Origin of the sequence: Vibrio hepatarius (assembly GCF_018860525.1) — a bacterium.
GTDB lineage: Bacteria > Pseudomonadota > Gammaproteobacteria > Enterobacterales > Vibrionaceae > Vibrio > Vibrio hepatarius_B.
Map to the genome: position 1 here is coordinate 172,041 of NZ_JAHKPM010000029.1, position 13,316 is coordinate 185,356.

Consider the following 13,316-nt stretch of genomic DNA (forward strand, 5'->3'; position numbering starts at 1 on the left):
CGTTCTTTACCTTTTTTGACTTTGGGTATCGACTTTTATTTGATTAAAAGATCTTATAAAATCTGACGAGACCCAAGATGGGAAATTAATACCGCCATCGACAACAAAAACTTTTAGTGGACCAGATACATTACTTTGGCCATTAAACAAAGTGGAATAATCAATAGCTTTGTCTTTACCATTCTTTAAGGGTGTTGTATCGCTCTCCACCTGTGAGCTATCTATTTGCACCATATCTAAAGAACCTATGTCATTTGAAAAATTGATTTCAAGGGGTGTAATGATAATTTTGTTCGTTAATGGTGCGCTGGACTGAACCACAGATACCGCCGTCGTTTGGGGAATAGAATTCTCTACTGAAGGAGAAGAGGGAGAAGACAGAGAAGGAGAAGTAATCGTGTTACTGTCATCGGCAACAGTTTGGATTATGCTTTCGATATCACTTGCTTTTCCGGCGGCATAATACCATATAAGGTTTTCACTGGCGTTAGGGCTTAGATCATTCATACGCAAAAATAATGCGTAAGATCCATCAATTTTGTTTGTTATTATTTCTGATGAGCGCGGATCCTTCTGCATGATTTTGGAAAACTTTCCGAAACCTGTGGTTACAGTATCGGCACCATCAGAGGTTGAATAAAATAATACAGCAGCGCCAGTTCCATCGATTTCTTCAGTGATTTTAATTGCTTTAGCTTGAGTGTCTTGATCAGGAATTTGGACAAAGCCATCGGAAACATTACCTTTGGCCATATAATTTTTATCTGATTCACCCACAAAGTCATCTCTAGTACCAATCCACAAACGAACATTGGTTAAGGGTGTCGTAGTGCTATTATTTGAAATGGTCGTTTCCGTTCTTACAAATTTTTTATCCTGCTCTAAAGTATATGAGTTAATAATATCGATGGTGTTTGCTGTTTCGTTAACATTGACATTAGTTGTTGCCACTAGAGTTCCTACCCCCTCATCGTAGTTGGCTATGTTTATTGACAATGAATTCTTAACACTATCTAGTAATGTTAAGCTGCTTGTCTCTCCGTTGGTTGCCAACACCTCTCCATTATAATTCCAGCTGTTGCTTCCATCGCCACCTGTTGCAATTCCAAAATCTATTGGGTAATTTTGGTAGGTCAGTTTGTACCAGCCAGCTGTACGGCTTAGTGATGTACCATCATCATAATAAAAGGGCTGACGTAGCGCACCTGTGTCCGTAATTGCAGCACCTGCATTCTCATCAAACTTAATTAAGCTATTACCAAAATAGAGATTATTTACCGATCCACTACTGCCTTTTTTCCATGTGAAATTTTCAGCTTTGGGTATTAAAACATCCACACCAGATGCAATAGAATATGCACTCCCCAAGCCAGAGGTAGAGTCTAGACCGTATTCAAATGCAAGACTCCCTAGGCCAGTTGCTATTATGTTGGAGTTGATTTCGATATTATTATTTGCAGTCAAAGTGAGCTTATTAGCAGACCAAGATACCTCATCATTAACATAGAGGTTTCCTCCTGCCCCAGTAGTTTGAATCTGTACATTACCACTGGCTAAATTACTTGATAGCGCGGTGCCTGAAATATCACCACCACTTGCTGAGACGGTAAAATCGGTGGGGTCAATAAGCCATGTACCATTTTCACCTTGCTGAGATTTGGTACTAATTTGGGTGTCATTGGCTATTTTTATATTCGCCGCACTGGTTTCAATAAATCCACCATCATTACCGTTAGGGGCAGAAGCATCAATGACACCTGCTACTTTAGTGGTTCCATAATCCATATCACCGAGGAGGACAATCTCACCTTTTTCTCCAGTAGACAAAGTTTGTGCTACGGTAATTCCAGTATGATTAATCACGCTAGTAGCCAGTTCGTGCACGGCCTTTGTTGTTAAATAGACCATACCGCCATTCGCATGTACTGCACCGCCTTGCTCAATCAAGGTTGTTATGGCACCTTCTTCGACTTCTAGCTTTACAGGGCCACCTAAATCAAGTGTTACTTTATTCCCCGCGCCCATCATGATATTGCCTGATTGAGAACTAATTGTTCCCTGATTAATGATTTTTGCAGCGATTAATGCAACAGTTCCTCCTTGTGTTGCAGTGATATTTCCTTGATTAACGATGACGTTAGTACTTTGTCCTTCAAAAATATAGTTGCTAGCCAGAAAATCTTGTGTGTCGATGTTTTGGGTTGAGGCTACAAGACCGCCCACATTGATTCTTGCATCCGGAGTGAAGGTCACGCCATTAGGATTTACTAGGAACACTTGCCCGTTTGCATTTAAGGCTCCTTGAATTACAGAAACATTATTACCTAAAACCTTATTTAGGGCGATGGCTGAAGGGGAGGGTTGAATAAAGTTAACGGTGTTTTTTTTTCCGATTGAAAAGTCTTGCCAATGCGTAACAAGCTTTTGGCTACTTTGTGTTATATTCATCGTATTCCCTGACGTAGTGATTACCCCAGAACCATTAACGATTTTTTCTCCTGTAGGGAGTGTTTCAGAAAAAGACGATGATGTCGCCCAAAACGTGGATAGAAAAAGGATCAAACCCTTTGGTATATTTGGATACATAAGTGCTTTCCCTTTACAACGTATCCCCTATACTAAAAATAGCATAAACCCTTTAGTGTGTACGTGTTTAGTCATTTGGCCAAATGGTAGCTCAATTTAGGATTGTCGTTTTAAAAATTTATCGCATGTTCTACACCAATCTATTCATACACAGGTTAGTTATATAAAATAGTTATCTAGCCCAAATAAAATTGGCTAGAAAGGGTTAAAGCCGAAATGTGGATGGAATCGCACCTCCTGTATTATAGTAAGTCTTATATGAGTCAATTAGCATCTGAGTGCCATCAGGCTTCTGTATTTCAAATACTTCCCAACGAGATGTTCCACGATCTGCGGGTTGTGGTGTGTATCCCGCAGGGCAATTAAAGGCTTTACTATCAAATTGGCTTTCAGTGACGCGGAATACATTAAAGTACCGACCATTTCCTTGATGTACTTGTCCCCACGTTCCGTCGATAGTCTCATAATTTCCACTTTGGTCGAGTAACCACTCCCAATCACTACCGTCAGATAAGCCACAATATACGTAAGTCATAGAATGTGATAAGGATGAATAAAGCCATAATATGGAGAAAGAATAGGCTAATACCTTTTTCATTAGTAATTAAACTCTAAGTTGTGTATTTATATTATTTCATAGTGATCGCAGATAATGATTTTGCGGTCGTGTAGTATTATGATAAGATTTGTGCCCTTCCATAAAATATGATGATCCGTTTGGAAGGGTTATTTGGAAAATTTCCCAATAAGATGTATTTCGATCTGCTGGTTGAGGAATATAACCCAAAGGGCACTTCAGTTCTTTTTGATTAAAAGTTGTTTGTTGCACATTGAATACATTGTAGAAACTTGAGTCATGTAAAGATATGCGTCTCCACTCACCTTCTATAATTATATAGTTTCCTTGTTCGTCAAGTAACCAGTCCCAATCGCTACCATCTGGTAGACCACAGTATACATATGTTGTGGTATTAGCTTGTACTGAGTTTATTATGCTGATGAAAAAAAATAAAATTACGGCTAATGTCTTCATTATAAAGTTGTTCGGTATAATTACGTCGGGATGTTTTTTAACATAAAAAAAACATTTTTAAACTGAAGATTTTAAATTAATTGTTTTTCGTCACTAAAATTGATTATTTTAAAGATAAATCAATCATTAGTTTGCTTTTATATTTTATTGGTTAGATACTCTATATCATCCTTTTTATCGTTTATATTATGTGGTTAAATATATTCTCGCATTTAATGATTATTAAAAATAAATACATTACTAACTAGTGAGACTCTATGTTCAAAAATAATACTCTTTATTTCATTACTTTCCTTATGGCCTTTGTGTCTAATTTAGTCAATGCAGACAATCTACCACAACCAAAAGTGTGTCCAGATAAGTTTCAACCTTGGTGCAGTGATATAAAATTGAAGAAAAATATTACCGATATTATATCCCCGATGGAGAAAGTAAATCGCATTCAAGGTGTTCGATACCAACTTAACGGTTCAGATAGAACAGAGTTTGGCTTCATTGCTCAGGACTTAAAGCTTGTTTATCCTGAAATTGTCCATGATGATCCAGAATTAGGCTATTTGAGAGTTGACTATCGCTCAATGATTCCAATCTTGCTCGAAGCCATTAAAGCACAAAATAAGCGTATTCAAACCTTAGAGAACCAGATGAATAAATAAAAAAACATCAATTTCTGAGTTCAATATTAACATAATATTTGGTCTTAATTATTTGCCTATGAGAAATATTGTAGTTAATTATATTATCTGGCCTAGATCTATTAATGAAAAGTATGATAAATATGTTCTCATAACAATTTGTAGAAAAGAGGCCATCGATTTTGAACTTTAAACTACCCAGTGAAGCTAGGTTAATTTATCAAGCCAGTGTTGCAATTTTCCCATTGTGTTTAGCAGTAATCCCTTGGGGAGTACTCTGTGGTTCGTTGGCGATTCAAGCAGGCCTTTCTCCGATACAGGCACAGGCAATGTCACTGTTTGTGTTTGCTGGCGCCGCTCAGTTGGCGGGTATTTCTCTATTTGGTGTTATGAGCCCTACATTGCCCATACTGTCTTCAACTTTTGTTATCGGCTCTCGTCATCTACTTTATTCAGCCGTTTTTCAAACACATATCATGAAGCTATCTTGGTTTAAACGTATGGCTTTCGCTTTTTTTCTTACCGATGAAATGTTTGCTGTTTCAACCAGTCATATTGATAAAACTCGCTCGTTCAGTTACGTGTATGCCATGACTGCAGGAGTGGGCTTTTATTTGGTTTGGAACCTTGCGACGCTCGGCGGAATAATCGCAGGTTCAAGTATTGATAATATTGAGGAACTCGGGCTTGAATTTGCAATCGCTGCAACATTCATTGCTATTGTTATCCCATCCATAAAAGATCGTTCGACTCTTTTTGCGGTGCTTGTCAGTGGCTTATCTGTACTGGCTTTAGACATGGTAGGATTTGAGTATTCTCTTATTGGCGCGACGATACTGGGAATGATTACTGGCTTTTATACATCGAATGGAGAAAAACATGACGCTTAATACTGAGTGGGTGATTTTCTTGATGTCGCTTGTTACTTTTTCTTGTCGATATTTGTTTTTTATGCAAACAATCCCGATTTCTCTTAGCAGTAAAACCAAGCAACTCTTAAAGTATACAGCGCCTTCAGTACTGACTGCTATGTGGGTTCCGATTGTGTTTCTAGGACACGGAACATCTCTTTACAACTTGTATACCAGTCCATTTTTTTATGCTGGTGTGGTAACTGTGTTGTTGAGCTTGAAATGTAACAACACACTAATGATTGTTGCAGGCGGTATGTTGGCATTTTCTATTTTTAATTGGCTTGTTATTTGAATAGCTACTTGTGGCTAAATTTGTATAAAATCTCATATTAAAACTCAGGTTTTTACCTGATGTAGTGTGTCATCTTATTAGAGTAGGCTATGTCCGTTGCTTACTCTAACGTACTGACTTGAAAGTCTATTTTTTGTTCAGTATGCGTTTTATTTTAATAAGATTTGAGGAAGTTTCAATATTGTTATTCTACTTTCTCATTAACTAGATAAAGCCATGGCACTTTTAAAATCATTAATAAATAAGATACAAGCTCGATTGACACATGAGATTAACTCTCAGAATAAGAAAATACCGCAAAGAAGTGAGGATAATTATTGCCCAAATGATCTTTCTCATCAAGAACCCCAGTCCTTTGCTATTCAAAGTGAAATGAGTACATCCATCCTAAAAGGAACTCGTCGATGATTAGAATTTTAGCCGCCATTACGTCCATACTGTGGTCTTCATATATTTTTGCTGCCACTAATGATGAGATTGTAAATTTTCTATCTGTTCATGAAGTGCCCAATAGTCTGTCAATTCTTCCTCCTCCACCTATTGAAAATACGGTTCAATGGAGTGCTGATAAGCAGGCTTTTATTCAGACACGACATTTTGAAGGAACGAGAAGGTGGAAGCTTGCAATAGCAGATGCCAATTTATCCGCCAACCATATGGGAGATGCATTTAGCGAGGTTTTGGGCATTGATATCTCGCCCAGAACAACCCCAAAACTTATCGAGGTGTTGAAACGAGTACGTGGTGATAGTGCGAGGCTAGCTGTTCGCTCTGCCAAGTTGGAATATATGAGAATTCGTCCGTTTGTTCAATTCAATACGCATTCGTGTACTCCAGAAAGTGAGAAGGCTCTTTCAGGAAATGGTTCATATCCTTCAGGGCATGCATCATATGGTTGGGCTGCTGCTTTGGTGTTAGCAGAACTGGTACCAGAGAAACAAAATGCACTGCTCGCTAGAGGCTATGATTTTGGTCAGAGCCGAGTAGTATGTGGTGTGCACTGGCAAAGTGATGTTGATGCGGGCAGACTAATGGGCTCTGCTGTATTTGCAAGGCTGCATGCTAAGCCTGAGTTTCGTCAAGCAATGGCAGAAGCCTCAAAGGAGTTAAAGAAACTAGGCGTGATACCTAGTGCTCAATAATAAAGATTAGATTTTTCGCATAAGGATGCCAAGGATAGGGTGTCCACGTTTCACCAAATCACCTAAATTTTTCTGTATTGATTTCGACAATAAATAGCCTGAAAATGCATTAACTATGTGCTTGATTGTATATCTTGATTTTATTATAGTCACTAATAATCAATCTGTTAGATTGAAGATACCTATCCTTTTCTAGATAGAGTAGTACTAGAGGAAATCATGTATAAGTTAACTGACTTTGAACTAAACAAGACGGAATTTCGATTTAAAAAAGATGTATATCCATTGGCGAAAATAAATCGATTTCGTGTTAAGAAATTATCTGTTCTCGATAATTTTTGGCAGATTTTATTTTGGATACTGCTTTTTTCTGGTTCTGTTTGGCTTGGAATTTCACAGTTAGAGGAGTCTCCACTGTGGTTAAAAATCGTCGTTGCAAGCCTTACCATAGTAGGATTTGTTTTTGGACTCACTCGCTGTGCGAAATATGCCCTTCAAATAGAATTTCGCCATATAGATGAAACAGGCGATCAGTGGGTGAACGTAGCGAAGTCTTATTCGGCAACCGATAACAAGTTATTTATGCAACAAGTACAAATATGGAAGGACTGGAGTAGGTGATAAGCCATATAAATATTAGGTAAATTATTCGGGTGTATCGACCCTATCTTTGTTGAGGAGAAGTATGGATATTGAAATAAGACGATCACAAGCCTCAGATACTATGCAAATTAGAGATATTTACGCATGCACCAACGCATACAGTAATACGCTGCAACTGCCTTTTCCATCGGCTGATTTTTGGCAAGATAAGGTCGAAAATATGGCAGATAACTGCCATAGATTTGTTGCCTTAGTAGAGGGTGAAATCGTCGGGGATATTTCCCTCATCATTAGTGTGAATCCACGTCGCAGGCATGTAGCTTCTTTTGGGATGGGTGTGAAAGATAACTACTCGGGTCTAGGGGTAGGGAGTAAGTTGCTTTCAACCATCATAGATCTGGCAGACAATTGGCTGAACTTATCTCGCATAGAACTTACCGTATACACAGATAACCATGCCGCAATTGGTTTGTATAAAAAGTTTGGCTTTGTTATTGAAGGTGAGTCTCCTGCTTATGCGTTTAGAAACGGGGAGTATGTGTCTGCTTTTCACATGGCAAGGCTCAAAAATTGATTGCTGATGCCGTAGGAGCTGTTATTCTTCTATAAAAGAACAGTTTTAGTGTGTTATTAAGCTGTATTTGGTGTTGATACTCTACAACAAAGGGGCCATGTGGCCCCATATTTAGTGTTAGATTTGCATAGTTATTTCACGATGAAAGGTGTATTTAGTCTTACACTTGCTGCTGTCATTCTCGGGCCATAAAAGCCTTCCCAATTTTCGCTGTCTTGACCACCATCTTCAAAGCGGATATAACGTGCACCTTCAACATACGGAATATCAAGTCTTGCTTCGTACCAATCTGTATCCCAATTGCATTCACCTTCAAGATATCTATCACCTGTTGAATATGTTTCGAGCGATTGCTTTTGTTCATCGAGTATGGTTGCCTTCATAAAGTATCTATCTCCACCACAGTAAGTACGAGTGAATATTTCTGAGACAATTAAACTAGGTTTCACTTGAGCAAGCTCCGGTGCTGATAGACCAGTACTCGCGACTAGGTCAACAGTTTGATGACGTTCTGCGGGTAAATAAGAGGTGGCGAAGAAAGTACCAACCTTAATTATGTCTTTAAAATCGGCTCCAAGAAAATCTAGGTTAGGGTATTTTTCTAAAAACGCTTTTACGTTCTCTGGTATCTTATCAGCCGAGGCTGGGTTTGGGTTGGATAAGTGTTTTGCGACAATTAAGCCTGTTGCTAGCCTATGCATGTTCCCCCAATTAAAATATCCCTTATCAGATGAGAGTGTGTAGAAATTGCTTTTATCATTAAATGTCCAACCTTCGCCATCTAACTTTTCGTTGAATGGATTTTCAATGAGGTTTTTATGTTTATCTAAATTGGTATCCCCAGAAAGTATGCTGCTAATAAAATAATTGTATTGTTCACTAGAAGAATATACGGTTGGCGCATACTCATAATTAGTCTCATGAGCGCATACTGACCCCCCTGCAAAGGATGCAATACCAACTATTTCATGCTTTCCATTGGTCGTTTGAATTAATGGAGAACCGCTGTCTCCATTGCACGCACTTGAGAAGGGTTGTACGGCTATTGTACAAATTACATCTTTGGACACCATTGTTGAAGGCACTCCCTTTTGAAGGCTTTCGTCAGTCTTGTGCGCTTGATAGGTCGAATCAGAATGAAGTTTACATGCTGACGGAGAAACCAATTTAATATCAATTTTGCTCAAAGGTGTTAAAAGGCTTTTCTCTTTATCTTCGTCTATATCACGGTCTCCTACACTGCCATAGCCTAGACTATAAAATGAGCGACTTTCTTTATTATGAGTTGTTAAAGAAGCTGGACTAATATCAGGCACAGCTTTTTGCAGCTTTACTAATCCAATATCATGTGACTGATAGCCTTGTCCTCCTGTAGCCGACGATGTTTCGCCATCAAAGGTTCTTTCCTCTTCAAATATTCCTGTCATTGCTCCATCACCATATGATGGGTGGATAAAAACATCGCTGGCTGTATAAACTGTATTGTGTCCAGATGTGTTCGGGAAGCTTATTTTCAGCTTTTCTGGAGTGTCTTTGATACCGGTTAAACAATGTGCTGCAGTAAGAATCATATCCTCTCTAATCAGTGATCCTGTACATATTCCATTTGAGTCAGCGATAAGTTTCGCCACCCAAGGGAACTCATCTGGTTCGGCAAGTTCGCCATTGACAATTGCCTGTGCTGGAGCGAAAGGCATAGAAAAACAGCTTAATAAAATTAATTTTTTTCATAATTCTTAATATCCTATATTTGAATTATTTCTTTTAATATCGGCATTAAAAATATCAATAAAAAATCTAAATGACAATTTTAAATATTGTTATTTTTACTTAAATAAGTATTAACTGTTACTTAATTTAAACTGGATGTAAAAATGGGTTTTTAAGGGTGGCTATTATTCTTCTATATTATATACAACATAGAGAAGAAGAATTTTCTTTGGTGAAAGATAAAGTTTTTAACCACCATTACTATTATATTTAACTCCAAAAATATATAGCATTAGTATTGAATTAAAACGAATAATAGTGGTCACAACATCAAGTTTATCTTTTATTTGAAAATGTTGAGGAAAGAATTATGAAAGCACTGCTTGGATCGTTATCGGTTACAAACTCTGGATTTGAAACCCTAATTTTGCGTATTCCAGTAGGTATTATTTTTATGGCACATGGGGCGCAGAAAATATTTGGCTGGTTTGGAGGGTATGGTCTAGCGGGTACAGGGCAATGGATGGATTCGATTGGTCTTGGTCCTGGCTTATTGATGGCCTTTTTAGCGGGTAGTGCAGAATTTTTGGGTGGGTTATTTATCCTGCTTGGACTTTTAACACGCCCAGCCGCAGTAATGACTGCCTTTACCATGGTGGTGGCTATTTTTACCGTTCATTTCGAAAATGGGTTGTTTATGTCTAACAATGGCTATGAGTTTGGCTTGGTACTATTTTCTGCTTCGGCCTCATTAGCCGTAAGTGGCGCAGGTAAAGTGGCGTTAGATAGTCATATTGCAAGGCACTTAAGCCAGTATACAGCGGACTAGTTTTATCGTTATATGGTTGAGAAAGTTTATCCGCGTGAGATTTCAAGATCTCTCGCGGATTGTTTTTGCTTGTCTGACACGCTTGGTATATTTCTAGTGCGTTAGATAAGGTGAATATCGATTTCTATCTTCTATCGATGGTACAATTGAACGTGTGGCTAGGGAAATCTGCTGGAACTGGTGGTGGTACAGGAACTGCTGATAACCTAAGTACAGCGAGCTCTTCGGTTTCAAAGTAGTTTGGCGCGTGGTATACACGATAGTTGAATCCGTATCTACCATTGTGGTATTCAACATACTCTGACTGCCCAATCCATGCATCTGGAGACTCAGTTTTTAACTGGTTTAGCTCACTTACACAGTACTTAGATAGATGGTATGTAGACTGCTCTTCATCATTAAGTATTTTAATGTATGAAGCGAAAGTATTTGTTGAAACAACAAGTAAGAGTGAAGCGATAGATAGAGACTTAAACTGCATGATTAACCAACCTTTTTATATGTTATCTATTGTTTTGTATTTTTGTCTATTTTTGGTGTAATAATCCCAAATATACAGGATTATCTCGCCTTTAAGCACGCGCATCATAGAAGCTAACTATCTGATTGAAAAGTGCTCTTTCCTTAGTGATAAAAACAATAGGTAAATAACCTGTTCAGGTCACTTTTTACACATGAAATTATAAATAAAATCATAAGCATAAATGTAAACTTACTCTGGTTATTTAGCCTGTAGGGGAAACAAGGAAAAAATTGGTCTAATGCACTTTATTGCGTTTTGGGGTTGTGCAGTACTAACCCATCTGGCTTCACTTTACCGATTAACGAATTCTGTTGCACTCCTGAAGCGGATGAACTCACTGAAGTAGCCAATATTCTTGCGCATGTACTGGCAACTGTTGCTGCAGTGGTTACTTGAGATTGTTGCTGGTTATTGATCGCGTTGTGCATCGCTAAACCAATCGTGTCTGCAAAAGTACTGTCAGTTAAAGTGGTTCCTTGTTGAGAATAGGGTGAAGTTGATGCGTTTGTCGGTGTGGTATTAGGGTTGGTACTAGTGCTGGGTGCTTCTATTGCTTGCATCGCTGCGTCTTTGGCTGCTTGCTCTGCTTTTCTGACGGCTTGTTCTGCCTTTATAGCAGCTTGCTTAGCCACTTGTTTAGCGGCTTTTTTGGCCGCATGTTTTGCAGCTTGTTTCAAGAACCAGTTCATCTATCCAGCACCTACTATTCTACGAAGTCAAACGATAATTTATTAATAGTAAAGAATAACGAAGAAATTAAGAGGGACACAATAGCTAACTATTGGTAAAAAATAGCTAGGTTGATCCATTACGAGCATATGTAAAATCGATAATTAAAAATTACCAACAATTCAACTTTGGGAGTGGGGAAAATCCTCAGTAAGAGACTTCCTTATTGATATTATTGTAAGTATGTTTCACGGTTAGGCACGATTTATCAGCCTGCTTTAATGTCGATTTAAGTGACTGTACCTATGCTGTTCAGTTATTAGTGCAGAACAGAAGCAGTATAAGTGCATTTTTAGGGTAAATTATGAAAAAGAATACATTATCATTGATTTTGTTAGTCGCAGTAAGTAGCTCAATCTCACTGCTTTTATTGGTCGTATTAACCCAACTATTACCGCAATCAAACTTGTTAGCCCCATCCAATGAACAGATTGGTAAAGTGGCTGCGGATTATTTGATAGATAATCCTCAAGTATTGATTAAGGCAAGTGAAGCACTTCAGGAAAAACAGCGCCAGCAAGTGAACCAAGACCAAATAGAGAAAGTGTTAGCTAACAAACAAGTGCTTTTGGATGATAAAACGCCTTATATCGGTAATAAAAACGCTAAAGTTGCCATTATTGAGTTTTTTGATTATCAGTGTGGCTACTGCGCGAAAATGTCACAAACATTGCAAGAAATGTTGGGTAATATAACGGATGTAAAATTGTTGCTCAAAGAAACCCCAATTTTTGCAAAGCGCTCTGAAGTTTCTGGGTATGCGGCTAAAATGGGTATCAAGGTTTTCTCTCAAATGGGCAGTGAAGCCTATAATAAATACCATCATGGGGTGTTTGAACTGACACAAGAGAAAGCATTGACCCGACAAGAAATTGATAAGATGGCTCAGTCTACTGGATTAAGCGAAATGGGATTGCCAGAAACGTTAACAAGTACGATTGAAACTAACCTTACTCTGTTTTCTGAACTTGGATTTAAGGGCACACCTGCTTTGATAGTGATACCGCTTAACAACCCATCGCAAGATACTGTCAGTGTCATTAACGGTTATGATGTTCAAGCTCTGGTTAATGCTTTGATTAAAGCCAAAGAAGAGTGAATTAAATCCTCAAAAATAGTAACCCAGCCACTGATGGCTGGGTTACTATTTTTTTGGTTACAACTGCAAAGTGTACCCATAAGTCTAACGAGTGGTAGGCAGCGATAGATACAAAGTTATAACTTGCCATTTATACACTCTTTCAGACCGACCAGACTAATAAGCTAACTCTCCGAGATAAAAGCTATTTTTTGCTGTAGGACGGTGATTTTAAAAGCATGATTTAGAGTGAATAAAATAGAATTCGTAAATTTATATTTACGCTGGAGTTGGGGTGAGGGGAAATCCCCCTCACAGTGTTGTGATAATTTAATCATTAAAAATTAATATATCTCGCGTTGCAGCAGAGAACTGTGATGATTAGTTCAAATGTTGTCGCGTAGCCTGACGTAGCAGGTATTGATAAGAAGCCGTTTCGACTTGGTTTAGTTCCGTGGGTGTTCTAAACAATCAAAGCGAAAAGGCGTTTGATAAAACTTTTAAAACGTAAGAGTAGTTATTAGTATGAACAGCAAAATTAAATTTATCGCACTTTCAGCATTAGCTTCAGCAATGACATTCACCTCAGTGGCTTCTCAAGCAGCCGTTAATGGTAGCGTAGAAGTAAAATTCCAAAGCTCAATCACTTCAGCTTCATGTGAAATTGG

At 38.2% G+C, this 13,316-nt stretch carries 13 protein-coding genes; 8 read left to right on the forward strand and 5 right to left on the reverse strand.

Annotated features, from left to right (window positions below; all coding sequences use genetic code 11):
• Positions 1–6 precede the first annotated feature (6 nt).
• Positions 7–2,586 (reverse strand): two-partner secretion domain-containing protein, encoded by a 2,580-nt coding sequence (locus KO511_RS08610; protein WP_215987031.1) that lies wholly within the window; start codon positions 2,584–2,586, stop codon positions 7–9.
• Between the two features lie 205 nt (positions 2,587–2,791).
• Positions 2,792–3,184: a hypothetical protein gene (locus tag KO511_RS08615; RefSeq protein ID WP_215987032.1), complete on the reverse strand. Its 393-nt coding sequence runs from the start codon at positions 3,182–3,184 to the stop codon at positions 2,792–2,794.
• 692 nt (positions 3,185–3,876) lie between these two features.
• Here KO511_RS08615 and KO511_RS08620 point away from each other — a divergent pair.
• The 6 genes from KO511_RS08620 (at position 3,877) to KO511_RS08645 (ending at position 7,779) form a co-directional block, all read left to right on the forward strand.
• Entirely contained in the window at positions 3,877–4,275 is a 399-nt protein-coding gene (locus KO511_RS08620) for a tail fiber domain-containing protein (protein ID WP_215987033.1), read from the forward strand.
• Between the two features lie 161 nt (positions 4,276–4,436).
• Positions 4,437–5,144 carry an AzlC family ABC transporter permease gene (locus tag KO511_RS08625; protein WP_252724289.1) on the forward strand — a complete coding sequence of 236 codons (708 nt, stop codon included), beginning with the start codon at positions 4,437–4,439 and terminating at the stop codon, positions 5,142–5,144.
• Complete coding sequence (locus tag KO511_RS08630; RefSeq protein WP_215987034.1) at positions 5,134–5,460, forward strand: AzlD domain-containing protein; 327 nt, start codon at positions 5,134–5,136, stop codon at positions 5,458–5,460. The genes KO511_RS08625 and KO511_RS08630 overlap by 11 nt, the downstream gene beginning before the upstream one ends.
• A gap of 404 nt (positions 5,461–5,864) precedes the next feature.
• Positions 5,865–6,602: an acid phosphatase gene (locus KO511_RS08635; protein ID WP_215987035.1), complete on the forward strand. Its 738-nt coding sequence runs from the start codon at positions 5,865–5,867 to the stop codon at positions 6,600–6,602.
• 219 nt (positions 6,603–6,821) lie between these two features.
• Complete coding sequence (locus KO511_RS08640; protein WP_215987036.1) at positions 6,822–7,223, forward strand: hypothetical protein; 402 nt, start codon at positions 6,822–6,824, stop codon at positions 7,221–7,223.
• Between the two features lie 64 nt (positions 7,224–7,287).
• A complete protein-coding gene (locus KO511_RS08645; RefSeq protein WP_215987037.1) occupies positions 7,288–7,779 on the forward strand; it encodes a GNAT family N-acetyltransferase in 492 nt (163 codons plus the stop codon).
• Between the two features lie 131 nt (positions 7,780–7,910).
• On the opposite strand, the gene KO511_RS08650 is transcribed toward KO511_RS08645, so the two are convergent.
• A complete protein-coding gene (locus KO511_RS08650) occupies positions 7,911–9,476 on the reverse strand; it encodes a trypsin-like serine protease (protein WP_215987038.1) in 1,566 nt (521 codons plus the stop codon).
• Positions 9,477–9,859: 383 nt separating this feature from the next.
• On the opposite strand from KO511_RS08650, the gene KO511_RS08655 reads away from it, so the two are divergent.
• Positions 9,860–10,318, forward strand: coding sequence for a DoxX family protein (locus tag KO511_RS08655; protein WP_215987039.1), 459 nt, complete (start codon positions 9,860–9,862; stop codon positions 10,316–10,318).
• A gap of 124 nt (positions 10,319–10,442) precedes the next feature.
• On the opposite strand, the gene KO511_RS08660 is transcribed toward KO511_RS08655, so the two are convergent.
• Entirely contained in the window at positions 10,443–10,799 is a 357-nt protein-coding gene (locus KO511_RS08660) for a hypothetical protein (RefSeq protein WP_215987040.1), read from the reverse strand.
• A 287-nt stretch (positions 10,800–11,086) separates the two neighbouring features.
• Positions 11,087–11,530 carry a RebB family R body protein gene (locus KO511_RS08665; RefSeq protein WP_252724290.1) on the reverse strand — a complete coding sequence of 148 codons (444 nt, stop codon included), beginning with the start codon at positions 11,528–11,530 and terminating at the stop codon, positions 11,087–11,089.
• 344 nt (positions 11,531–11,874) lie between these two features.
• Here KO511_RS08665 and KO511_RS08670 point away from each other — a divergent pair, with 344 nt between their 5' ends.
• Positions 11,875–12,669 carry a thioredoxin domain-containing protein gene (locus KO511_RS08670; protein WP_215987041.1) on the forward strand — a complete coding sequence of 265 codons (795 nt, stop codon included), beginning with the start codon at positions 11,875–11,877 and terminating at the stop codon, positions 12,667–12,669.
• Positions 12,670–13,316 lie beyond the last annotated feature (647 nt).

Coding starts and splice junctions, on each gene's coding strand:
- KO511_RS08615 (WP_215987032.1), bottom strand. CDS start 3,184: ATGAAAAAGGTATTAGCCTATTCTTTCTCCATATTATGGCTTTATTCA.
- KO511_RS08620 (WP_215987033.1), top strand. CDS start 3,877: ATGTTCAAAAATAATACTCTTTATTTCATTACTTTCCTTATGGCCTTT.
- KO511_RS08670 (WP_215987041.1), top strand. CDS start 11,875: ATGAAAAAGAATACATTATCATTGATTTTGTTAGTCGCAGTAAGTAGC.
- KO511_RS08655 (WP_215987039.1), top strand. CDS start 9,860: ATGAAAGCACTGCTTGGATCGTTATCGGTTACAAACTCTGGATTTGAA.
- KO511_RS08610 (WP_215987031.1), bottom strand. CDS start 2,586: ATGTATCCAAATATACCAAAGGGTTTGATCCTTTTTCTATCCACGTTT.
- KO511_RS08665 (WP_252724290.1), bottom strand. CDS start 11,530: ATGAACTGGTTCTTGAAACAAGCTGCAAAACATGCGGCCAAAAAAGCC.
- KO511_RS08635 (WP_215987035.1), top strand. CDS start 5,865: ATGATTAGAATTTTAGCCGCCATTACGTCCATACTGTGGTCTTCATAT.
- KO511_RS08645 (WP_215987037.1), top strand. CDS start 7,288: ATGGATATTGAAATAAGACGATCACAAGCCTCAGATACTATGCAAATT.
- KO511_RS08630 (WP_215987034.1), top strand. CDS start 5,134: ATGACGCTTAATACTGAGTGGGTGATTTTCTTGATGTCGCTTGTTACT.
- KO511_RS08660 (WP_215987040.1), bottom strand. CDS start 10,799: ATGCAGTTTAAGTCTCTATCTATCGCTTCACTCTTACTTGTTGTTTCA.
- KO511_RS08640 (WP_215987036.1), top strand. CDS start 6,822: ATGTATAAGTTAACTGACTTTGAACTAAACAAGACGGAATTTCGATTT.
- KO511_RS08650 (WP_215987038.1), bottom strand. CDS start 9,476: ATGCCTTTCGCTCCAGCACAGGCAATTGTCAATGGCGAACTTGCCGAA.